15 protein-coding genes and 1 pseudogene are annotated in these 24,205 nt (G+C 61.9%); 13 read left to right on the top strand and 3 right to left on the bottom strand.

Annotated features, from left to right (window positions below):
• Nucleotides 1–18 precede the first annotated feature (18 nt).
• The 4 genes from EP30_RS01400 to EP30_RS01385 all read left to right on the top strand — a co-directional run bounded on the left by EP30_RS01400 (nt 19) and on the right by EP30_RS01385 (nt 8,238).
• Nucleotides 19–1,323 (top strand): hypothetical protein, encoded by a 1,305-nt coding sequence (locus tag EP30_RS01400; protein ID WP_094665103.1) that lies wholly within the window; start codon nt 19–21, stop codon nt 1,321–1,323.
• 113 nt (nt 1,324–1,436) lie between these two features.
• Entirely contained in the window at nt 1,437–2,426 is a 990-nt protein-coding gene (locus EP30_RS01395; protein ID WP_094665105.1) for a ribokinase, read from the top strand.
• Nucleotides 2,427–2,430: 4 nt separating this feature from the next.
• Nucleotides 2,431–3,447, top strand: a complete 1,017-nt coding sequence (locus tag EP30_RS01390) for a LacI family DNA-binding transcriptional regulator (protein WP_094665107.1) — start codon at nt 2,431–2,433, stop codon at nt 3,445–3,447.
• Between the two features lie 51 nt (nt 3,448–3,498).
• Nucleotides 3,499–8,238 carry a DNA glycosylase AlkZ-like family protein gene (locus tag EP30_RS01385; protein WP_181160735.1) on the top strand — a complete coding sequence of 1,580 codons (4,740 nt, stop codon included), beginning with the start codon at nt 3,499–3,501 and terminating at the stop codon, nt 8,236–8,238.
• A gap of 145 nt (nt 8,239–8,383) precedes the next feature.
• Here EP30_RS01385 and EP30_RS01380 read toward each other — a convergent pair whose 3' ends face one another.
• Nucleotides 8,384–11,005, bottom strand: a complete 2,622-nt coding sequence (locus EP30_RS01380) for a DNA topoisomerase (ATP-hydrolyzing) subunit A (RefSeq protein WP_258185296.1) — start codon at nt 11,003–11,005, stop codon at nt 8,384–8,386.
• A 79-nt stretch (nt 11,006–11,084) separates the two neighbouring features.
• Here EP30_RS01380 and EP30_RS01375 point away from each other — a divergent pair, with 79 nt between their 5' ends.
• Nucleotides 11,085–12,305 (top strand): alkaline phosphatase family protein, encoded by a 1,221-nt coding sequence (locus EP30_RS01375; RefSeq protein WP_140555481.1) that lies wholly within the window; start codon nt 11,085–11,087, stop codon nt 12,303–12,305.
• Nucleotides 12,306–12,319: 14 nt separating this feature from the next.
• On the opposite strand, the gene sepH is transcribed toward EP30_RS01375, so the two are convergent.
• The gene (gene sepH / locus EP30_RS01370; protein WP_140555479.1) at nt 12,320–13,354 is read right to left on the bottom strand and encodes a septation protein SepH; all 1,035 of its coding nucleotides are present in this window, start codon (nt 13,352–13,354) and stop codon (nt 12,320–12,322) included.
• 139 nt (nt 13,355–13,493) lie between these two features.
• On the opposite strand from sepH, the gene EP30_RS01365 reads away from it, so the two are divergent.
• The 3 genes from EP30_RS01365 (at nt 13,494) to EP30_RS01355 (ending at nt 16,710) form a co-directional block, all read left to right on the top strand.
• Nucleotides 13,494–13,790, top strand: coding sequence for a DUF4193 domain-containing protein (locus EP30_RS01365; RefSeq protein ID WP_093961389.1), 297 nt, complete (start codon nt 13,494–13,496; stop codon nt 13,788–13,790).
• Between the two features lies 1 nt (nt 13,791).
• Nucleotides 13,792–14,265 (top strand): dUTP diphosphatase, encoded by a 474-nt coding sequence (gene dut, locus EP30_RS01360; RefSeq protein ID WP_094665115.1) that lies wholly within the window; start codon nt 13,792–13,794, stop codon nt 14,263–14,265.
• A gap of 114 nt (nt 14,266–14,379) precedes the next feature.
• Nucleotides 14,380–16,710, top strand: coding sequence for a bifunctional (p)ppGpp synthetase/guanosine-3',5'-bis(diphosphate) 3'-pyrophosphohydrolase (locus EP30_RS01355; RefSeq protein ID WP_094665117.1), 2,331 nt, complete (start codon nt 14,380–14,382; stop codon nt 16,708–16,710).
• A 223-nt stretch (nt 16,711–16,933) separates the two neighbouring features.
• Here EP30_RS01355 and EP30_RS01350 read toward each other — a convergent pair whose 3' ends face one another.
• Nucleotides 16,934–18,352, bottom strand: coding sequence for a DUF349 domain-containing protein (locus EP30_RS01350; protein ID WP_094665119.1), 1,419 nt, complete (start codon nt 18,350–18,352; stop codon nt 16,934–16,936).
• Nucleotides 18,353–18,439: 87 nt separating this feature from the next.
• On the opposite strand from EP30_RS01350, the gene hisS reads away from it, so the two are divergent.
• The 5 genes and pseudogenes from hisS to EP30_RS01325 all read left to right on the top strand — a co-directional run bounded on the left by hisS (nt 18,440) and on the right by EP30_RS01325 (nt 24,204).
• Nucleotides 18,440–19,822, top strand: a complete 1,383-nt coding sequence (gene hisS / locus EP30_RS01345; protein ID WP_140555476.1) for a histidine--tRNA ligase — start codon at nt 18,440–18,442, stop codon at nt 19,820–19,822.
• A gap of 70 nt (nt 19,823–19,892) precedes the next feature.
• The gene (aspS, locus tag EP30_RS01340; RefSeq protein ID WP_094665123.1) at nt 19,893–21,692 is read left to right on the top strand and encodes an aspartate--tRNA ligase; all 1,800 of its coding nucleotides are present in this window, start codon (nt 19,893–19,895) and stop codon (nt 21,690–21,692) included.
• Nucleotides 21,693–21,855: 163 nt separating this feature from the next.
• On the top strand, nt 21,856–22,416 hold the full coding sequence (locus EP30_RS01335; protein ID WP_181160734.1) for a YbaK/EbsC family protein: 561 nt from the start codon (nt 21,856–21,858) through the stop codon (nt 22,414–22,416).
• 72 nt (nt 22,417–22,488) lie between these two features.
• Nucleotides 22,489–23,281 (top strand): annotated as a pseudogene (locus EP30_RS01330) (amino acid ABC transporter ATP-binding protein).
• Nucleotides 23,282–23,373: 92 nt separating this feature from the next.
• Entirely contained in the window at nt 23,374–24,204 is an 831-nt protein-coding gene (locus tag EP30_RS01325; protein ID WP_140555681.1) for a glutamate ABC transporter substrate-binding protein, read from the top strand.
• Nucleotide 24,205 lies beyond the last annotated feature (1 nt).

Raw genomic sequence — 24,205 nt, 5'->3', positions numbered from 1 at the left:
GCGCAAAGAAGGGTAATCATGTCCACGAAATTCAATATGGATGCCAGGGGATTCCTGCAGACGCTCAACAAGCTCGAGCGTCGGTTCGACGAGCTGACCTCGCGGGAATCGCAGCGGCGGGTGTACGAGAACAACGGCGTCAACCCCGAACCGCTTGACCATCGCCTGTATGTGCTGGCGCATGAGGTGTTCACCAATACCGGATGGTCCATGGACCTGTTCTCGGCGGCCGCATGCTTCGATGTGGCGCTGATGGACGAATGCCGGAGGTTCCTGCGAGGCTCCGCCTCGGTGGTGCGTCGGTATGGCCTGCCGGTATGGCTGTACGATCTGATGAGCGCGTCCACGCTCGCCGCCTATACGGGGGAGCCGTCCGACCGCATGCCGAAATGTATTCGCGTTCTCACCCCGCGTGAGCTCGCCATTCGCGGCATGGCGAAGGGGCGCAAGCGGTTTGGCACCAAGAAGCAGCGCAAGGAGGACGTCTGGCAGTTCGTTCGTGAGACCCATCGTCTCGGTGCCTTCACCATGCTCAAATGGGGCGAACAAGAGCCGAAAAGCCTGTCCATCGCCCGCATGATGCTCACTGATCCGGGCATCGGCATGAGCATGCTCCGCGACGACGCCGGCGTGGATGACATGGGTGCCGTTCCCGATTACCGGTATCGTCGTGTGGTCGCCTATGAGGAGGAGCTGATGGACGAGGTCGGTCGGTGGGACGCCGAACATCGGGATGGCGTCTCCGCGACCGATGATGGGTGCGGCTTTGCGGCCATCGGCGCGCGATATCTGCGTGACGCCGAGCGGCTGATCGAGGCGTATCGCCAACTGTGGGATACGGAGACGCCTCGATCACGTGATGTGCTGCTGTCCGCGGGCAACCGGGACGGCGATCGGGATATGCCGTTGTGGCAGAATCCGCTGACGTTGCGCAATCTCGCCATATCGTTGCTGGGGTCCGCTCTGTCGTCCGACCTGATCGTCGGATTCGAGGAGCGGGACCGCAGGACGTTCAATCGGGGTGTGGAGCAGCTGCGAGAGGCGATGACGATCGTAGGGGAGTCCGGTTTCGCCATGATGCCGAGGCTGCTGATCGATCGGTATGATCCCGGCGTCGAATCCCTGCTGTACTGCAGCGAGGAGGAATCCGAAACGCAGCAGCGATTGTTCCGGGACCTGTGCGAGGGCATGGCCTGTGTGGTGCTGCACCGAGTGACGGATGATCTTCCGGTCCGGCAAATGGCGATTGCGTTGATCGAATGCGAACTTGGCCAATACGAGGACCTGATCACTGATTGCGAGACCGCCGCTTGCCAAAAGTAGTTTAACGTTTTACCGTAGGATAGGATGGTCGTTATGGCGGTCCTCGTGACGACGTTACGACGAAAACGACTCGCCGATGGCTCGTGCCCTTGGCCCAACGAAGGAGTTGTCATATGTCTCAAGCAAGCAATCGGGATGAGGTGTTCTCACTGCTCGAATCCTTTGCCTCGGCCGACGAAGCCATCGCTGTGGTGGGTTCGATGAACGCCGACTATACCGTGACTACCGAGCGTCTTCCCAAGCCGGGTGAGACCGTGAACGCCGGACCGTTGCGGGTACTGCCCGGCGGCAAATCCGGAAATCAGGCTGCGTCCGCAGCCCGGATCGGCGCACGGGTGCGTCTGCTCGGTGCCGTGGGACAGGATGCGAACGCCGAGTTCCTGCTCGGTAAACTGAAGGACGCCGGCGTCGACGTGTCGGACGTGCTGCATGTCCCCGGTCCCAGCGGCACCACGGTCATTACCGTGGACGCAAACGGTGAGAACACGATCGTCTATTCGCCTGGCTCCAATGCCAAGGTGGATGTCGACTACATCCATGACCACGCATCCGTCATCACCGAGGCCGCTGTGCTGGGACTCTGCCTGGAAAGCCCGCTGCCGGCTGTGATCGAGAGTGCGCGTATCGCCCATGAGGCCGGCGTCAAGGTGTTGGTCAACGATTCCCCGTTCATCCCGGAACTGCCGGCCGAGTTGATCGCCAATTCCGACATCCTTCTCGTCAACGAGCATGAAATGAGCCAATTGCTTGGAGTGGACGAGCCGGAGGACGGCGATTGGGACGGCATGGACTGGACGTCGGTGGCGGCTGCGCTGCACGACTTCGGCTATGAGCAGGCCGTGATCACACTCGGCGGCGACGGCAGCGTGGTCATCGACGGAGAAACCGTGGAACGCATCAGCCCGGTGCGCGTGAACGCCGTGGATACCACGGGCTGCGGCGATTCGTTCATGGGTACCATTCTCGCCGGCCTCGCCTCCGGCCTCACGCTGGGCAGGTCCGCTCAGGTGGCGTCCTATGTGTCCGCTTACGCGGCCACCGGCTCCGGCGCTCAGGCCTCCTACGGCGATGTCCGTCAGATCCGAGAGCTGTTCGGCGTCTGATCATATGGGAGGACGAACGACGATCCGAGACGTCGCCGCTGAGGCCGGCGTCTCGGTCACGGCTGTGTCTCTGGTACTGAACAACCGACCGTCGCGGGTCTCCGAGGAACGTCGCAGAATCATACTCGAGACAGCCGAACGATTGCACTATGTACCCAATCAGGTTGCCCGCACGCTGGTGACACAGCGGTCCATGATGCTGGCCCTCGTCGTACCGGACATCCAGAACCTGTTCTTCGCCGCCTTGGCGAAACGCGTGGAGGATGAGTGCCGGCAAGCGGGGTATTCGTTGATAATCGCCAACAACTCCGATTCCCGTGCCGCGGAGTCGGATATCATGCGCAGATTGTCCGCCCGCGGGGTGGACGGCATATTCCTGATCGCCGCAGGGGAATCCTGCGTGGATGTGGATGACCTGCGGTCGGATGTGGCTGAATGCCGCTGCCCGGTGCTGTTCGTCGATCGCCTTGTCGATCTCGACTGGATCGACGGCGTCGGTATCAATAACCGTGCCGGAGGTCGTATGGCGGCGCAGTTCCTGCTGGAATGCGGGCACCGGCGCATCGCCTGCATATCCGGCGACATTCGCGTCGGCAATGCCTACGAACGCCGGGAGGGATTCATTCAGGCGCTGTGTGATGCCGATGGCATCACACCGGTCATCGTGGCCGAGGGCGACTACCGGTTCGAAGGCGGATACGATGCGGCGGACTCCGTACTGGACTCGGACGCCACCGCCGTGTTCTGCTGCAACGATCTGATGGCCATGGGACTAATGCGACGCATGCATGAGCGAGGTATGAACGTGCCTGATGATATGTCCGTGATCGGATACGACGGCATAGCCGAACGATTCGGATTCGACAATCCGCTCACCACTGTGGGACAGAAAATCGGATGGCTGGCCCACGAGACAGTGAAACTCATGCTGGAGCGTATCGAGCAGGACAAGGAGTCGGAGCCCCGACACGTCATCCTGCCGCCGGAACTGATCCGCCGAGGAACCGTACGGATCATCTGAGCACCGGTCGTCGGAACCTGTATGTCGGAGCGGATGGCAAGAATCAAAGACATGAGTGACATAACCCTTCCGGAATGGTTCTCCATTGAGACCCGGGACTGGTTCGTTCACGCCTTCGGATCTCCCACCGACGTGCAACGTGCGGCGTGGGATGCGATCCGATCCGGCGGCAACGTGCTGGTCACCGCGCCGACCGGATCGGGAAAGACTCTCGCCGCGTTCCTGTCCGCCATCGATGCGGTGATCCGGGACCGGATGGCCGGTCACGGCGATGCGACGGATGTCACGGATACCAAAGCCAAGCCGAAGCGCAACGGCGTCAGTATCCTGTACATCTCCCCGCTGAAAGCGTTGGGGACGGATGTGGCCAGAAACCTGCGTCAGCCGATCGATGGCATCGCCGAACAATTCGACCGGAACCATCGTCAGATCCCCAGGATCACCATAGGAGTACGCAGCGGCGATTCCACACCGCAGGAACGCCGCGCCATCGCGTCCCACCCGCCCGACATCCTCGTCACCACGCCGGAATCCCTGTACCTGATGCTCACATCGAAGACCCGGCGGATTCTCTCCACGGTGAATACGGTGATCATCGACGAGGTCCACGCCCTTGTCGGCACCAAACGCGGCGTGCATCTGACGCTCATCCTGGAACGACTGGAACACCTGGCCGGGCCATTCCAACACATCGGACTCAGCGCCACGATACGTCCTGTCGAAACGGCGGCCGAATTCCTCGCCGGCGACCGTGCCGTCTCCATCGTCGCTCCGAAGGGATCCCCGTCATTCCAGCTGCACATCATCAATCCCGCCGACGCCATGAACGACATGGAGATCTCCGCATCCGCCGACGAAGACGACAATCATGGGTCGGTATGGCCAAAGGTCGAACAATCGATACTGGACGATGTCCTCGACCATCACACCACCTTGGTATTCGTCAATTCACGCGGACTATGCGAAAAACTCACCGCTCGGCTTAACGACCTGTACGCGGAACGACTGCACGGCGATCTGCCAGTCCGTTATCGAAACCGTACTCATTACGACGCCGTGGCCGGCTCCAGCACCATGCTCGTGCACGACCATGCCCCCGACGACATCATCGCCATGGCCCACCACGGGTCTGTATCCAAGGACAGACGACGTCAAGTGGAAGCCGACCTCAAGGAAGGCCGACTCAGATGCGTGGTGGCCACCAGCAGCCTCGAACTCGGCATCGACATGGGGGCGATCGATCTGGTCATCCAGGTGTCCCCGCCATTCTCGGTGTCCAGTGCCCTGCAGCGCGCCGGACGCGCTGACCATCACGTTAACGGCACATCCCAGACCCGATTCTATCCACTCACCAGAGAACAGATACTGCTCACCACCGCCACCGTCGAGGCCATGCGGTCCGGAAGCATCGAGCCGCTGTCCATTCCCGCCAATCCGTTAGACATACTGGCGCAGCAGACGGTTGCGGCGGCGGCCATGGACAACCTTGATCACGACGACTGGTACCACACCGTCCGTCGCGCAGCCCCCTACCGTCACCTCGATCATGCTGCATTCGACGCGACGATCGGCATGCTGTCCGGACAATACAACGGGGAGGAATTCTCTCTGCTCCGCCCCGCGCTGGTATGGAACCGCGATACCGGAACCATCAGCGGCAGACCCGGAGCACAGCGTCTCGCCGTGACCTGTGGAGGGACCATCCCCGATCGAGGCACCTACAGTGTGGTCCTGACCGACGAAGCCGCAGGAGGAGGCCCCAAACGCGTCGGGGAACTCGACGAGGAAATGGTCTACGAGTCACGCATCGGCGACGTGATCACCCTTGGCACCTCCACATGGCGCATCCACGACATCACCCACGACCGCGTCATCGTCACGCCAGCATCGGGACAGACCGCACGACTGCCCTTCTGGCATGGAGACGGCCCCGGCAGGGACGCCGCCAGCGGTCGCGCCATAGGACGTACCACCCGCGAACTGTCCTCCGGCATCCAGTCCGATGGACGGTTCGACGCCACCACGCTCCGCCGGTTGCACGGCGACGGGCTCGACGACCAGGGCATCGACGAACTCGCCCGGTTCCTCACCGAACAGCGCACGACCACGGGAACCATCCCCGACGACCGCACCCTGCTCGTCGAACGATGCCAGGACGAGGACGGCGACTGGCGAGTGATCATCCACTCACCATACGGCCGACGCATCCACGAGCCCTGGGCCATGGGCATCGACATGCGGCTACGCGAACGGTACGGCTATGAAGGACAGACCATGGCCGCTGACGACGGCATCGTGCTCCGGGTTCCCGACACGGATACGCCGCTGCCATGGAAGACGCTGATCATCTTCGACCCGGTTGAGCTCGAAGCCCTCGTACGGCAGCACGTCGCCGGCACGGCGCTGTTCGCCGCGCGATTCCGAGAAAACGCCGCACGTTCCCTGTTCATGCCGCGCATGAACCCCGGCAAGCGCGTCCCGCTCTGGCAGCAACGACTCCGCGCAGCCCAACTGCAGACCGCGGCATCCGGCATCCCCGGGTTCCCGCTCATCCTCGAAACCGCACGAGAATGCCTCCAGGACGTCTATGACATGACGGCATTGCGGGACATGATGGCCGCGCTCGCCGACGGACGCATCGCCGTGGTCTGCTCCCAGACCGCCTCACCTTCACCATTCGCCCGATCGCTGCTGTTCGGATACACCGGCGCCTACATGTATCAGTACGATGTTCCGCAGGCCGAACGTGCCGCGGCCACGCTGGCATTGGACCCCGATCTGCTCGCCGGCCTTCTGGGCGATGACACCGCCCCAACCGGACTGCTCGACTCGCAAATCGTCACGGACGCCGAAGCCGAATTGCAGTGCCTGATCCCGGACCGTCGCAAACACGGCAAGGAGGGCGTGGCGGACCTGCTACGCCTGTTGGGGCCGCTTACCGTGGGCGAGATCGCGGCACGACTCCGAGACGGCGATTTGGCGGAGGAGCATGTTGAACGGTTGCGACACGAACATCGGGCAATCTCGTTGGATATCCGTGGCATCACCTATTGGGCGGCACCTGAGGACGGCCGCCGTCTCGATGAGGATCCGGATGATCTGATTCTTCGGTACGCCGGGACGCATGGTCCATTCACAGCGGAGACCATCGCCGCCCGATTCGGACTGCATCTGGGGCAGACCCGTGCCGAGCTCAACGATCTCACGGAGGAGGGTCGGCTGTTGCGGGGCTCCTTCATTGCCAATGGCGATGGTGTCGATGTCGGCGCCAACGAGAGTGATATCGAGGATAGCGGCGCAGTCGGCGGCACGGATATGGTGCACTGGCTGCATCCACGGGTCTTCCGCATGCTTCGTCGGAGGTCGCTGAACAAGGCCCGTGCGGCCGTGCGGCCGGTCTCCTGCAATGCATATCAGGAGCTGGTGATGCAGCGGCTTGGTCCCCAACAGATCGGAGGACAGCGCTACGAGGGAGTGGACGGACTGTTCGACGTCATCGAACTCATGGAAGGTGTCGCGTTGCCTGCGCACGTGTGGGAATCATCGGTGTTCCCTTCCCGCGTGCGGGGATACCATGCCGGTATGCTCGACGAATTGTTGGCATCCGGCGATGTGTTCTGGGTGGCGAAGACAGGCAAGGGAACGGCGAGAACCATCACCTGGTATCTTGCGGACTCCCCGTTATCACAGGACAACGTGGTGAGCGATGATGAGCCGGGAGTGTCCGTCCCCTTGCTGGACGGTGATGCCCGATACGCTCGCGAGCTCAAGCCCGACGACATGTCGAGCGATGCGTTTCTGGACCGGATGAGGACACTGATGTGGAATGGGCTGATTACCAGCAGCTCGTTCGCGCCGGTTCGGTCGGTGATCGATGGCTGCGCGACTCCAACACGGCGGGCATCCCGTCGGCGATCACGTGCCGTCGGTTTCATGGGAAGAGGTTCACGAGGGCGTGTCCGTCCGACCATTATCGATGCCGAGCTACCGGGACTGTGGTCCCTGACGTTCCCCGGTGGACGGAGTCAGGATGACCATGCCGGACACAATCATGCCGGACCGGATCATGACGAGTTGGATTCCCCACGCAACGAATCGACGGATATGGCCAGAATGGCGGCGCGACGAGCCGTGGACACCGTCGATGGACTGCTGAACCGCTACGGTGTGGTCAGCGCATCGCTGATCGACATGATCGGTCTTGCCGGAGGCTTCTCCGGGATCTACCCGGTACTGCGACGCATGGAGGATCGGGGGGATGTGATCCGCGGCATGTTCGTGGACGGTTGCGGTGCCGCCCAGTTCGCCAGGAGGGATACGGTTGACGCCTTGCGCGGCATCACCGAGGAACGCTCCCACGAACGTCGTGGGCATGGATACCCGGTCGTCATGGATGTGCTTGATCCTGCGTGCCTGTTCGGGGCCATGATCCGTTGGCCGGACCCAATGCCGATCACAGGGCCGGCTGATGTGGAGACACGTGCCGTCATACGTCCCACGCGCAGGGATGGCACGTTGATCGTGGTGTGCGAAGGCATGGCGATACTGTACGCCATGCCGCGGAGCCATCACCTGGTGGTGTTCGTCGATCCTGATGGGGGCATCTATGATGATGACGTGCTACGACGGTCCTTCAGTGAACTGGCATATGCATGCCGTGGCAGATTCCGATCAACGACGTTATTCTGCGACGTCAACGGCGTGCCGCTGACGCGTGTGAATCCGCTATGGCGGATCATGCACGCCAGCGGATTCGCGCCCTCTCCGCAGGGACTGAAGATATATCCGTAGTGTGTGACCTGACGGTTCCGTTCCTCCGCCATTCGCGATAGATCCTGCAAATGAGTCCGCCCGTGCACACGATCATGAACACGTACACGGGCGGGTTGAATGATGCGGGACGGATGCCGGACACCATCCCACGGGACCATGCCCGTCAGGCCACGAATGCGATGGGGGAGTCCAGATCCACACCGGATCCATCGCGGCGCATATCCGGCGCAGGCAACGTGACGGGCGAGCCCGAGCCACTGGATGCGAGCAGCGGCCACAACCCCACCTTGGCCAGGATCAATGTGTTCTGGCCCTTGAGGAACCGCTGGGAGCGCACGCCGCCGGTACCACGGCCCTTGGTCGGATACAGCTCCAGCGGCGTGACCTTGGCACTGCCGTTTTCCGTGCCCTCGAGCGCATCGGAATCACCGGCGACGGTAAGCACCACGGCCCCCGAATGCACGGGATCACCATTCGCGTCCTCCGACTCGGTCCAAGCCAGTCTGCCGGCGGACACGACCGCGAACTCGGCCACCCGGCATCCTTCGGCGAGACGGATGCCTGCCATACCGGACGAGTTGCGTCCCTGAGCGCGGACATTGCCGGCGTCAAACGTCAGCAACGAGGAATCCGTGGACACGAACACCAGTCGATCCTCGTCGGCGGCCGGGGCGGCGGCGAGCGCCACGTCACCGTCCTTGAGATCGATCACACTCCAGGAGTCCATGGTGGTCGGGGATTCGCGGTTCCATCGTTTGATCACGCCGCCGCGCGTGCCGATGGCCAGTGGTCGCTCATCGTCCAGGGCCACGGCGGCGATGACATGCTCGCCGTCGACGGGCTTGGTGTTCTCCGTCATCGTCAGCAGTTCGTCCGCGGGCACGCCCCCGGAGACGTTCGGCTCGGCGATGGCCGGGAGAGCAGGCAGATCCGCCACATGGGCCAGCACAAAACGTCCGGCGGATGTCACCAGACCGTAATCGGATGTCGTGGTGGTGCGGAACGCCGAGATGATCTCATCATTCGCGCAGCGTGGCGTGTCGGTGTTGCGCGCGTTCAGGGCGTCGATCGCGCTTTCCCCGTTGCGGGCGATCAGTCCGGATGCGGAGAGCAGCACGGTGCATGGCTCGTCACTGATCGTCAATGGAGTGGAGGCGTCTGCCTGGACGGACGCGGCCTTGGCCATGCCCGTCGCATTGCTGATGGCCTTGGCCGCAACGGCATCAGCACCGGAGAGGTTCGATGCCTCGCTATGCACGGGGGAGAGCTCGCCGCTCGGCGCGGAATCGAGGAGCACCGTTCGACGGGGAGTGCCCCACTGGGCCACCGCCTGATCCATCTCATCGGTCACCACACGATCCAGTCGATCGTCGGAGCCGAGAATCTCGTCAAGCTCCTCGATGCGGCGGCGAAGATCGTCACGCTCGGCCTCCAGTTCGATACGGCTCATTCGGGTCAGGCGACGGAGCCGCAGGTCAAGAATGTACTGCGCCTGGATGTCATCGAGATCGAACACCGCCATCAGACGGGTCTTGGCCGTATCGGCGTCCTCGGATCCGCGGATCACTTGGATCACCTCGTCGATGTCGATCAGAGCCAGCAGCAGGCCTTCGACCAGATGCAGGCGTTCCTGGGCCTTGCGACGACGATAGGCGCTACGCCGACGCACCACGGTCCGACGATGATCGATCCACACCTGCAACAGCTCGCGAAGCCCCATGGTACGGGGGCGGCCGTCCACCAGGGCCACGTTGTTGATCGTGAACGAATCCTGCAGCGGCGTGTGCCTGAACAGCTGGGCGAGCACGGCCTCGGGATTGAATCCGGTCTTCACCTCGATCACCAGACGTGTGCCGTTATGACGGTCGGTCAGATCGATCGCACCGGTGATTCCCTCGAGCTTCTTGTTCTTCACCCCTTCGGAAATGCGCTCGAGCACCTTCTCGGGCCCTACCATGAACGGCAGCTCGGTCACCACAATGCCCTTCTTGCGCGCCGTGATGTTCTCGACATGCGTCACCGAACGTGTGACGAACGAACCACGGCCGTTCTCGTAGGCATCACGGATGCCGTCGCGGCCGATGATGATGCCGCCGCCGGGCAGATCGGGGCCGGGGACATACCGCATCAGGTCATCCACGGTTGCCTCGGGATGGGTCATCAGATACTTTGCCGCGGCCACCACCTCGCCAAGGTTATGGGTGACCATGTTCGTGGCCATGCCCACTGCGATTCCCGACGATCCATTGACCAGCAGGTTCGGAATCGCGGCCGGAAGCACCTCAGGCTCCTGCAGCTTGTTATCGTAGTTCGCGCGAAACGCCACGGTGTCCTCGTCGATGTTGGCGTTCATGCCCAATGCCGCCGGTGCCAGACGCGCCTCGGTGTAACGGGATGCCGCCGGACCGTCATCAAGCGAACCGAAATTGCCGTGACCGTCGACCAGCGGAAGGCGCATGGCAAACGGCTGTGCCAGGCGGACCATGGCCTCATAGATAGCGGAATCGCCGTGCGGATGGAGCTTGCCCATCACCTCGCCCACCACACGGGCCGACTTCATATACGAGCGGTCGGGAGTCAGATTCATCTCACCCATCTGATAGATGATGCGCCGCTGCACGGGTTTGAGTCCGTCACGGGCGTCCGGCAGCGCGCGAGCGTAGATCACCGAATACGCGTATTCAAGGAACGAATGGCTCATCTCCTCGTTGAGCGGCGTGTCGACGATGTTCTCCTGCACCGTGCGAGGATCGAACGAGGGCTTGGTCTTATGCTTCGTGGCCAACGCTTGAACTCCTTTGCGAACGTAAATCAACCATCCATATTACGACGACTTGACGGGAAGCAGTGGTTCAATGGAAGGCATGAGTGTGGAAGTGCCCGACCCTAACGAGTTGCTGAGACTGCAGCCGACCGTACGATACGACGACAGGAACGAACAGGGCCGTGGAGGCGCACGTCACCTGAGTGCGGTGCTGCCGGCGATCAGCGCCGCCATGGGGCACCCCCTTCCGACGCCGGTCCACAGCGATCCCGAATTCGCCCGCGAGCAGCTCGGACTGCCCGAGGCGGCCAGCGTCGTCGTCGTTCTGGTCGATGGACTCGGATTTTGGAATCTGGCCATGCGCCGCGGCCATGCGCCGTATCTGCGTTCGCTGCTCGATGATTCGTCCTGCTCGACGCCGATCTCCACCTGCTATCCCAGTACCACCGTCGCCGCCATGAGTACATTCGGGACCGGCACCTGCCCGGGATTGACCGCGATGACCGGATACACCCAGCTGAATGTTCAGACCAACGAGATATGCCAGCTCATTCAATTCAAGGGTGCTCCGGAGCCTCTGGAGTTGCAGCGTCAGCCGACGATCTTCGAACGGCTCAGCGCCGAAGGCGTCCGGGTCACATCCTCCGGGCTGCCGAAATTCGCGGCGTCGCCACTCACGCAGGCCGCCTTCCGTGGTGCCGACTACGTCTCCAACGTGCTGCCCAGGGACCGTGTGCTCGCCGCGGCCAAGGCCGCCCGCACGCCAGGTCTCACCTACCTGTACATTCGTGATGCGGATAAGACCGGACACAACTACGGTTGGGATTCCGATCGGTGGGTCGGTGCGTTTGAACGTATCGATGCCCAACTTGGACTGTTGAAGCGCAGCGTGCCCAAGGGGACCTTGATTGTGGTGGTCGCCGATCACGGCATGATCTCCACGGATCCCGATCTGCGCATCGATATCGCCCAGGAGCCGATGCTGGCACAGGGCGTCCAAGCCGTGGGAGGGGAGCCGCGGGCGCTCATGCTGTATCTTGAGCCGGAGTGCTCCGCCGATGAGGTGGTCGATCGATGGCGGGAGCGACTGGGGGACAGGGCGCTGGTTCGAACCCGTGATGAGGCGGTGGCCGATGGGGTCTACGGTCCGGTCGATCCTCGTGTCGTGCCGATGATCGGAGATGTGCTGGTGAGCGCCGCCGGACGGACGACCATTGTGGATTCCCGCATTCAGACCGATAAGGCGACCCGTCTGCCATCCGTGCATGGATCGCAGACATCCGCCGAAATGGACATCCCGCTGCTGATCGACATGGCCTGACGGCGTCGATCCGGTTATTCTCCGAACAGTATCTCGTCCCAGCTGGGAACGGCCGACCGACGGCCTTTTCGCCGTGGTTTCGCCGACGGCTCGCCAACATCGGTCGCATCGCCATGCGCGCCCGGCACCAGTGACGGAACCCCATCATGATCGGGTTCCGCCGATCCGGACGTTGACGGCTGCGGGGCGTCCGGAGCGGTTTCCTTGACTGTGGTTCCGTCTCCCTTTCCGTACAGCCACGCGTCCGTGGTCGTGGATGCGCCGTCGCCGGATTGCTTCGGTGAATCCTTGCGATACTCTGACGAATCCGGAATCCGTGCCGCGATGGCGGTCGTTTCTTTCGAAGCGCCGGAGGAAACGCCATGAGTGTCCGAAATATGGACGCCGTTATCGGAATTTTTGGACCGCTGTTCATGGTCGGAACGGAAAGGGGATTCCGGTGGTTCCCCTCCGTTTGGTTCAAAGCGTTTGGCCTTCATCAGCATGCCTGCCGTGGAATTCATCGGCGTGACGGAATTGTCGCGCATATCCCATGCCCATTCCGCTTTGATCAGGCGGCCCGCAGTTTCGAACGACGCGTGAATCCGCCACGGTTCGCGCGCATGACGAGTGGCCGACCAGCGGACCGTATCCATGGGAATGTGCGCCGCCCTCAGTGAGGCCTCGACCACGTCGACCATGCTCCTGCTACGCGAGGTTCCGGAGGCCGGCGCGGAGAAGAACTGGTTGATGGCGTACTTCTTCTCCGTCTCCACGGGCTGGGAGAAACGCCGTACCAGCACTTCGCTGATGGAGTAGTTCTTTGCCACTTCACTGGGGCTGTGCCCGGCTCGAATCATCGATTGGATCATGGAAATGGGGATCGTGGCACTGGACTGTGGATCCGGGGCGTCTCCACGTTCCACCCGGATCTGCTTGCTGGTGAGAATGCCTTGTTCAAGGCGGTCATCGATACGTACGAGGAAGGAATGACCATCCATCGAGAAGACCAGATCGCCATTTGTATCGACACGTTCGAAATGCGCCACCTTGAGCGTTTCATCCGACATACAGGTACCCGACTTCCTACAAAGATCACCAATACTTCTATTGTGCCCCACGTGTCGGAATTTTGCGGGTATTTGAAATCGTGTATCCTATGGCGCAGAACATGACACCATGTCTTTCGAACAGGAAAGGAGCCCCATCATGGCGCAGGATTACGATACCCCCAGAAGCAAGGACGAGGACGAGGAGTCCATCGAGGCCCTGGGCAAGAGTTCACGGCAGAATCAGGCCGGCGACATCGACGATGATGAGAACGCCATTGCCGAAGACTATGAGCTGCCCGGTGCCGATCTGAGCAACGAGGATTCCTCGGTGACCGTCATCCCGATGCAGGGCGACGAATTCGTCTGCTCCGAATGCTTCCTCGTCAAGCATCGTAGCCAGCTGGCCTACACCACCGACGACGGCGACCCCGTGTGCGAGGAGTGCGCCGGCTGATATGGCATACGACGAGACATACAACGGTCCGGAAAACGTGGAGGTGCTTGTCAGGTCGCTGACTGGCGAGCCCGTCGACCTGCATTACGCCCATGGCGGGGATGCAGGTGCCGACCTGCGGACCACCGAGCGAGTGGAGCTCAGACCCTTCGCGCGGGCTTTGGTGCCTACCGGTGTGGCCATGGCGCTTCCTGCGGGGTATGTGGGGCTGGTTCATCCCCGTTCCGGACTGGCGGTCAAGCAGGGTGTGACCGTGCTGAACGCCCCGGGAACGATTGACGCCGGATATCGCGGAGAGATCAAAGTGCCGCTGATCAACCTCGACCCCGAACACACCGTGGTCTTCGAACCGGGGGATAGGATCGCGCAATTGGTCATCCAGCGATACGTCGAGGCCAGATTCATCGAAGCCGAGCGACTGCCTGGATCCGATCGTGCGGAACGCGGATTCGGCTCCACCGGCGTGCGTTCCTGAGATGGAACGGTGTATCTTCGCGAACCGGAGGCGAATGCAACGGTTCGCGGGGAAACTCATTACAATGGGCAACACTACAGCCGCGTAAGAGACGCGTAGGAGAGGAGAGCATTTATGGCCGAACAAGGCGATGACAAGCCCAAGGATATCTCCGCACACGCGTTGGGTTGTGAGATCAGCGCAGACCCTCTCAACCCTTTGCTGCCCATTCGGCAGATGTGCGAATTGCACCATCCCGACGATGATCTGTCGATCCTGCAGCGGGCGTATGACCGAGCGGTGATCCAGCACGCCCCACAGCGGCGCAAGTCGGGCGAGCCATATATCATCCATCCGCTGGCGGTGGCACAGATCCTCGCCGATCTGGGCATGGGGCCGCTGGTCGTGGCCGCGGGACTGCTGCACGACACCGTGGAGGACACCGACTATACGCTCGATCAGTGTCGCAAGGAGTTCGGCGATACCGTGGCCGGTCTCGTCGACGGCGTCACCAAACTGAGCAAAATGGATTATGGCGATTCCGCGCAGGCGGAGACCATCCGCAAGATGGTGGTGGCGATGAGTCGCGATGTCCGTGTCCTTGTCGTCAAACTGGCCGATCGTGTGCACAACGCCCGTACCTGGCGCTACGTCAAGACACCCAGCGCTCAACGCAAGGCCCGGGAGACGCTCGACGTGTATGCGCCGTTGGCGAACCGTTTGGGTATGAACGCCATCAAGACCGAGCTTGAGGAACTGAGCTTCAAGGTTCTTCATCCGAAGATCTACAACGAGATCGTCGTGCTGGTGGCGCGTCGCGCCGGACAGCGTGAGGTCTATCTCAAGCAGATTCTCGAAGAGGTCAACGCCGATCTGAAGAAGCAGAACGTCAAGGCGTACGTGACCGGTCGGCCCAAGGACTACTTCAGCATCTACCAGAAGATGATCGTTCGAGGACATGATTTCGAGAACATCTACGATCTGGTGGGCGTGCGCATCATCGTCGATTCGATCCGAGACTGCTATGCGGCCCTCGGTGCCGTGCATGCACGATGGAACCCCGTTCCCGGACGGTTCAAGGATTACATCGCCATGCCGAAGCTCAATATGTATCAGAGCCTGCACACCACCGTGGTGGGCCCGGGCGGCAAGCCTGTGGAGATCCAGATCCGCACGTGGGATATGCATCGTCGTGCGGAATTCGGCATCGCCGCCCATTGGAAGTACAAGGAGAACGGTCAGGCCGGCCGTGCCCTGTCCTCCCCGGACAAATCGGATCGCAAGCGCGAAAGCCAGGACGACTACAAGGAGCTTTCTGAGGCCGACAACCTCAAGTGGATCCAGCAGCTCGCCGACTGGACCAGCGAGACGCCGGACTCCGACGAGTTCCTTGGATCCCTCAAACAGGATCTCGGTTCCGCCGAGGTCTACGTGTTCACGCCGAAGGGCAAGATCGTCTCCCTTCCTGCGAATGCCACACCCGTGGATTTCGCCTATGCCGTGCACACCGAAGTCGGTCATCGCACCATGGGCGCCCGTGTCAATGGGCGTCTGGTCCCGCTGGATACCAAACTCGACAACGGGGATACGGTGGAGATCCTCACCTCCAAATCCGACACCGCCGGACCGTCTCGTGACTGGCTGAGCTTCGTCAAAAGCCCCAAGGCCCGCAACAAAATCCGTCAATGGTTCAGCAAGGAGCGTCGCAGCGAGGCCATCGAGGAAGGGCGCGACGAACTGACCCGCGCCATGCGCAAGCGCAACATGCCGATCTCCGCGCTGTTGACGCCTGAAGCGCTTATCGGCGTGGCGGAGGAACTCAACTATCCTGATCCGAATGCGGTATTCGCGGCGATCGGCGAGGGACAGGTCTCCACGCAGAACGTCATCTCCCGACTGGTCAAGGACGTCGGCCCCGCTGAAGTGGACGACGAGGTGGAGCAGGAGGCGCTGCCGTTGCAGCGCGTGCGCAACGTCGACAACACGCCGGGCATCTCCGTCAAGGGGGTCAGCGACGTGTGGGTCAAGCTGGCCAAATGCTGTATGCCGGTTCCCGGGGACGCCATCGTCGGCTTCATCACCAAGGCCCAGGGAGTCTCCGTGCATCGGGCCGACTGTCAGAATCTCATCGACCTGAAGAAGCATCAGGGTGATCGCATCGTCGAAGTGTCATGGAACAGCACGAACGGGACGTTCCTGGTGAAGATCCAGGTCGAGGCGCTTGACCGCCCTCATCTGCTCAGCGATGTGACCCGCATGCTGTCCGATCATGGGGTGAACATCATCTCCGGCACGATCTCGACGGGCGACGACCGCGTGGCTACCAGCCAGTTCGTGTTCGAAATGGCCGACCCCCAGCATCTCAACACACTGCTGTCCGCGGTGCGCAGGATCGATGGCGTATTCGACTGCTATCGCATCACCGGAGCCAAGGACAGCGCTGAGCCACGGCTGCGGCATATGTGACATGTGACCAGAAATCGTAATTCATCTGGGTTCACGGAAGCCGGTCGGATGGGGAATGACCATCCGACCGGCTCCTTTGTACTTGGACCCTGTCCACTGTCCACTACTTATTGTCGCAAAACGCAGGAAGGTCCCTTCACTCCCGAAAGGGCCAAAAGGCGGGACGGGAGTGAAGGAACCTTCCTGTCGGTGTATCCGGGTGCTTATCCGGAATCGTGAACAACTACTTCACGGCGTTGAGCCACTGCTCCTTGGTGGCCTTCTCGGCCTCAAGCGCGGCCTTCTTCTTCGGATCGGTCTCGGTTTCGATCTTCTTGGCCAGCTCGGCGAGCTGAGCGGTCAGCTGCTCCTCGAAGCTGGACTTACGGGCATCGGTCTCCGGATCGGTCTGCGTCCATTCGGCGTCCTCGACGGCCTTGATCTGCTTCTCGACGGCGTCAAGACGGCTTTCGATGCGGTGCACGTCGCCACGCGGCACGTAGCCGATCTGATCCCACTCGTCCTGAATCTTGCCCAGGGCTTGACGGGCCTCCTTGGCGGCCTTGACATCCTTCACGGGCAGCAGGGCCTCGGCGCGAACCAGCAGAGCCTCCTTGGCGGCGAGGTTCTCCTTCTCACTGGAGTCGATCTGGTCACGATCGGCCTGACGGGCGTTGAAGAAGGTGTCGGCGGCCTCACGGAAACGGTTCCACAGCGCATCGTCATCGTTGCGTCCGGCACGACCGGCCTTCTTCCAACGGTCCATCAGCTCGTTGAACTTGCGCGAGGTCTCTCCCCAGTCGGTGGAGTCCTTGATGCTGTCGGCTTCCTCGATGATGGATTCCTTGACGCTCTTGGCATGGGCGCGTTCGGCGTCGCGGTTCTGCGCCCACTTGCGACGGGACTGGTTGAAGACGGTACGGGCGGAGGAGAAGCGCTTCCACAGCACGTCGGCCTGGGCCTTGTCGATGCGCACGCTGGTGCGCTGATGGGCCTGCCACTCGTCGAAGAGGGCACGGAACTTGTCCGCAGTGGAACGCCAGTTCGTGCTGTCGCCAAGGGATGCCGCCAATGCCTCGGCCTTTTCCACGATGGCGGTACGTTCCTCGATTGCCTTGGCCACGGCGGCCTTGCGGGCAGCGGACAGTTCTTCCTTCTTCTTGGTACCGGCGGCCTTCAGCGCCTCGAACTGCGTGTTCAGCGCCGCGAGATCGCCCACCACCGGCGGGTTGGAGATCTCCTGCTCCAGCAGCTTGATGGAGTCGTCAATGTCGTGGGGCTTGATGCTCTGAGACTTGAGACGGGTTCCCAGGAAGTCCAGCTTCGCCTTGAGATCAAGGTAGCGGGTCGCATACAGACGCAATGCGGATTCCTTGTTCTTGTCGCCCTCGGCGAACTGTCCGACCTCGCGTTCGCCGTCCCCGTCCTTCACATACACGGTGCCATCGTCGGCGACACGCCCGAACGCTTCGGCCTTGGCGAGCTCCTCGTCGGAGTACGAGCTCTTGACCGGAGCCACCTTCGGCGTCTTCTTCGCGAAGGCCGCGGGGGAGGGGGCGTGCGGTTTGGGGGCCGCCGGCTTCGGTGCTGCCGTCGAAGGCTCGGAAGCCTTCGGGGCGTTGGCGGATACGTTCTCGGGTGTGGTTGCAGTCTCGTCCGACATGACCAGCTCCTTGTGTTCTTGCGTGAGAGAGATTGGGAAGAACCGAATGTCACGATTTTTCCACAACTAGACCTATTATATGGACTCGTGGCAAAAGGCGCATCATTATCAGGTTTCCCGGAGTGGCTCCCCGAAGAACGGGTCGTCGAGCAGCAGGCTATCGACACGCTCCGCAGGATTTTCGAACTCAATGGATTCCTCGGCATCGAGACCCGTGCCGTGGAGCAGGGCTCCAGCCTGCTGAAGAAGGGCGAGACCAGCAAGGAGATCTACCTGCTGAGCCGTCTTCAGGAGGTAGGACAGGACAACGACACCCCGGTGGAGGATCGGCTTGGCCTGCACTTCGATCTCACCGTGCCGCTGAGCAGGTATGTGGTCGAGCACTCCGGCGATGTGGCGTTCCCCTTCAAGCGCTGGCAGATCCAGAAGGTCTGGCGTGGCGAGCGCCCGCAGGAGGGACGTTTCCGCGAATTCATCCAGGCCGACATCGACGTGGTGGGCAACGGCGAGCTTCCCTCGCACTATGAGGTGGAGCTGCCGCTGGTCATGGTCTCCGCGCTCGAGGCGCTGCGTGCGTTCGGTCTGCCCAAGGCGACCGTCCACGCCAACAACCGCAAGCTTTCCGAAGGCTTCTATCGTGGTCTTGGCCTCGAGGACATCGAAGGCGTGCTGCGTGAGATCGATAAGCTTGACAAGATCGGGGCCGAAGAGGTCTCCAAGCTGCTGATCTCGGAATGCGGTGCGAACGAGGCTCAGGCGGCGGCTTGTCTGGAACTGGCGGAGCTGAGCGCGTCCACCGGTGAGGAGCTGGAGCGTGAGTTCCGCGCGCTGTGCGCACGGCACGGCATCGAAGAGTCCTCCGACGCATACGCGCTGGCTTCCGAAGGTCTCGCCACGCTCGCCATGATCGTGGACGACGCCGCACGCATCCGTCCCGGCTCCGTGGTGGCGGATCTGAAGATCGCCCGCGGTCTGGACTACTACACCGGTTCCGTGTACGAGACCTTCCTCGACGGTGCCGCGTCTCTCGGATCGATCTGCTCCGGTGGCCGTTACGACAACCTTGCCACCCAGGGCAAGAAGAAGTATCCGGGCGTGGGCCTGTCCATCGGCCTGTCCCGTCTGGTCTCCTACATGCTGCACACGGCTGGCGCCCACGCGAACCGTCAGTCTCCCGCTGCGGTGCTTGTCGCGGTATGGAACGAGGAGGAGCGCGGCGAGGCCAATCGCATCGCCGAGGCCCTGCGTTTTCGCGGCATCGCCACCGACGTGGCGCCCACGGCCGCCAAGCTCGGCAAGCAGATCAAGTACGCCGACAAGCTGGGCATTCCGTATGTGTGGTTCCCCGGACAGGAGGGAGCCGGCGACGAGGTGAAGAACATCATTACCGGAGACCAGCAGGCCGCTGACCGCACGTCGTGGCAGCCGGATACTGTGTACTCCCGGCAGACCGTCGAATACGGGGACTGATATCCGCATTTGATCCGAACATTTTCCGCGTGACTGTTCATCACGGGGAACCGACAACAAAGGACGGAAGATGAGCCAGACGGCTTACAGAACACATCATGCGACCGAAGTGACCGAGGCGCTCGTAGGGCAGAAGGTCACCCTTGCGGGCTGGATCGATCGTCGCCGCGACCACGGTGGTGTCGCCTTCATCGATCTGAGGGACAACACCGGTCTGGTGCAGGTGGTGATCTACGACGAGGAGATGGCCCGCCCGCTGCGCAGCGAGTTCGTCGTGCAGATCACCGGCGAGGTGCGCCTGCGTCCGGAAGGCAACGAGAACGATCATCTGGCCACCGGCAAGATCGAGGTCGTCGTTGAGGACCTCAAGGTGCTTGCCAAGTCCGACGCGCTGCCCTTCCAGGTGTCCACTGCGCTCGAGAACGAGTCCGAGAACAAGCTGCCGGGCGAGGACGTGCGTCTCAAGTACCGTTATCTTGATCTGCGTCGTCCCTCCATGCAGCACAACCTCAAGCTGCGTTCCGACATGGCCAAGGCGGCTCGTCACGCACTTGAGGAGATGGACTTCACCGAGGTCGAGACCCCGACGTTCATCAAGTCCACCCCTGAGGGCGCCCGCGACTTCGTGGTGCCGGCACGTCTGGTGCCGGGCTCTTGGTATGCGCTGCCGCAGTCCCCGCAGCTGCTCAAGCAGCTGCTCATGGTCTCCGGTGTGGAGCGTTACTACCAGCTCGCCCGCTGCTACCGCGACGAGGACTTCCGCGCCGACCGTCAGCCCGAGTTCACCCAGCTCGACATGGAGATGGCCTTCGTCGATCAGGAGGATGTCATGGCCATGGCCGAGAAGGTCATCGCCGCCATCTGGAAGTCCGCCGGCTATGACATCCAGCTGCCGATCGCCCGCATCTCCTGGCAGGACGCCATGGACAAGTACGGCTCCGACAAGCCGGATCTGCGTTTCGGCAACCAGATCGTCGAACTGACCGAGTACTTCAAGGACACGCCGTTCCGCGTGTTCCAGGCCCCGTACGTGGGTGCCGTCGTCTATCAGGGTGCCGCGGATCTGCCGCGCCGTCAGTTTGACGCATGGCAGGACTGGGCGCGCCAGCGCGGAGCCAAGGGACTTGCCTACGTGCAGTTCACCGAGGACGGCACGCTCAAGGGACCTGTGGCCAAGAACCTTTCCGATGCGGAACGTGAGGGTCTGCGTGAGGCCGTCGGCGCCCAGCCCGGTGACGCCGTCTTCTTCGCCGCTGGTGCCCGCGAGTCCTCCCAGCTGCTGCTCGGTGCCGTGCGTGTCGAGATCGCCCGTCGTCAGGGTCTGCTCGATCCGAAGAAGTTCGCGTTCACCTGGGTCGTTGACTTCCCGCTGTTCAAGCCGACCGACGATCCGGATGACGATGACGTGGCGGTCGGCCACTCCAAGTGGACCTCCATGCACCACCCGTTCACCATGCCGTCTGCGGATTGGATCGACAAGTTCGACAAGGATCCCGAGCACGCCATGTCCGACTCCTACGACATCGTCTGCAACGGTGAGGAGATGGGTGGCGGTTCCGTGCGTATCCACCGCGACGACATTCAGGATCGTGTGCTCAACGTCCTTGGCATCGAGCCCGAGGAGGCGAAGGAGAAGTTCGGATTCCTGCTCGACGCCTTCAAGTTCGGTGCGCCGCCGCACGCCGGCATCGCCCTTGGCTGGGATCGTACCGTGTCCATTCTCGCCGGTGCCGATTCCATCCGCGACGTCATCGCCTTCCCGAAGGCTGGCGGCGGCCGCGACCCGCTGACCGGCGCCCCGGCTCCGATCTCCGACGAGCAGCGTGCCGAGACGGGTGTCGACTACGACCCCAACGAGGACGAGGACTGACCGGTTTCCTCCGCGGTATTTCCCAATAGGAAACTCACCGGGGTTGAATAACGGTCTATAGGTATTACGAATAGCGCCATCGGCATGTGCCGGTGGCGCTTTCGTTATTCTCAACACCAGTGACGAGCCGGGGAACCGGAAATATGTCGGGATCGGGGGATACATGGCGTTGGAAATACTGGACTGGCATGATGGAAAACTGCTGGCGAAGCCGGTGTTCGACGCGTTGAATGCATTGATCGCCAATGGCGTGGATGAGAACCTGGTCATCGGGGTCACCGAAAACACCGACGAGGAGTCGGACACCGACCTGTGGTGCCCGAAGTACGGCATTCCTTTTGCGACGACCGGCAATGTCGTAGTCGTCCACACGCATAAGACCCGCAAGGCTCCGCCGTTGTTCGCGGCCGCATTCGTCACCGCGGACAGTCGCGCCGATCTCAATGGTCTGGTCAAGCACACGCTTGAGGTCAGCAAGGTCTCCTTCGCGCCCATCGCCGCCGCCGTTGAGGCCACTGGCATGGAATCCGGCGGCATGTCGCCGATCGGCCTGCCCGCCGAATGGCCACTGCTGGTGGACCGTCGCATCCTTGACATTCCGAGGCTGTATCTCGGTTCGGGCATCCGCCCGTCCAAGCTTGTCGTAAACGGTTCCATCTTCAACCATATTCCGGGCGCGCGCATCGTGGAGAATCTGGGGAAGGCCCGTCCCGATCAGCAATAGATCCGACGGCGGTATCGGCGTCGTCCTTTGCCGATCCCGTTCAGTGGGCGTGTCAAACGATTGAACCTTGGCATGGGCTATACTGCCCCTATGTCTGAAGAGAAGATTCTGAATACCGAGGGCGCGGAGCGTCCGCTCGTGGAACTCACCCACGTCGAAAAGCATTTCGGCGACCTTCATGTCCTCAAGGACATCAACCTTAAGGTGGCCAAGGGAGAAGTGCTTGTTGTCGTTGGGCCGTCCGGCTCCGGCAAGTCGACCATGTGCCGCACCATCAATCGTCTGGAAACCATCGATTCCGGCGACATCCGTATCGACGGCCGACCGTTGCCGCAGGAAGGCAAGGAACTTGCCAACCTCCGTGCCGAGGTGGGTATGGTGTTCCAGTCGTTCAACCTGTTCGCCAACAAGACGATCCTTGAGAACGTCACTCTGGCTCCCCATGCGCGTACGTCACATGGACAAGAAGGAGGCCGAGGATCTGGCCATGGATCTGCTGGCCCGAGTCGGCGTCGACTCCCAGGCCAACAAGATGCCCTCCCAGTTGTCCGGCGGCCAGCAGCAGCGCGTGGCCATCGCCCGCGCCCTGGCCATGCAGCCCAAGGTCATGCTGTTCGACGAACCCACTTCGGCGCTGGACCCCGAAATGGTCAACGAAGTGCTCGACGTGATGATCGAACTGGCCCATGAGGGCATGACGATGATCTGCATCACCCATGAGATGGGCTTTGCCCGTCGAGCGGCCGATCGCATCGTGTTCATGGCCGACGGCGAGATTCTCGAGGAAGCCGCTCCCGACGAGTTCTTCGACAATCCGAAGACCGAACGTGCCAAGGACTTCCTGTCGAAGATCCTGACGCACTGAGATTCACACACATCGATGAACCATGTGAGCCATTCCGTCGTATATGCGTATATGTGCACGGCGGAGGAAAACAAGTGAGAAGAATGAACACAATGATTATCAGTCTGCGACGGCTGGGACGAAAGGTGCTGGCATGCGTGTGCGCACTGGCCTGCCTGGTGTCCCTTGCCGCCTGCGGGTCGGACGAGGAGGCGGGCAAGATCCGCATCGGCATCAAGTTCGACCAGCCCGGACTCGGCTTCAAGAAGTCCGGAACCTACGTGGGATTCGACGTTGACGTTGCCCGGTACGTTGCCCGGCAGCTCGGCTATTCCGAGGATCAGATCATATGGAAGGAAGCGCCGTCCAAGCAGCGTGAGGCCATGCTGCAGAACGGTGATGTGGACATGATCCTCGCCACGTATTCGATCACCGACGCACGTAAGAACGCGGTCTCGTTCGCCGGACCGTACTTCGTGGCTGGTCAGGATCTGCTCGTGCGCAAGGACGACACGTCCATCAACGGTCCCGAGGATCTGAACGGCAAGCGCCTGTGCTCGGTGACCGGATCGACGTCCGCGACCACCGTCAAGGAGAAGTTCGCCAACGAGGTGCAGCTCATGGAGCAGCCCGGCTACGCCGAATGCGCCACGGCACTGTTCTCCGGCATCGTCGACGCGGTGACCACCGACGACATCATCCTCGCCGGTCTGGCATCGGCATCCCGCGGCAAGCTGCGCGTGGTCGGCAAGCCGTTCACCCAGGAATACTATGGCGTGGGCATCAAGAAGGGTGACAAGGAATTCGCCAGAAAGATCAACGCCGCAATCAACGGAATGATCGAGGACGGCGCATGGCAGCGCGCCGTGACGGATAACACCAAGGGCACCGGGTACAAGCCGAACGCGCAGTACAACCCGCCGAAGGCCAAGGAAGGGGAGTGAC

Origin of the sequence: Bifidobacterium sp. UTCIF-39, assembly GCF_006408715.1 — a bacterium.
In the GTDB taxonomy this organism is placed as follows: Bacteria; Actinomycetota; Actinomycetes; order Actinomycetales; family Bifidobacteriaceae; genus Galliscardovia; species Galliscardovia tissieri.
Note: the sequence above shows the minus strand (reverse complement) of the source record. Positions and strands in the feature narration are given on the sequence as shown.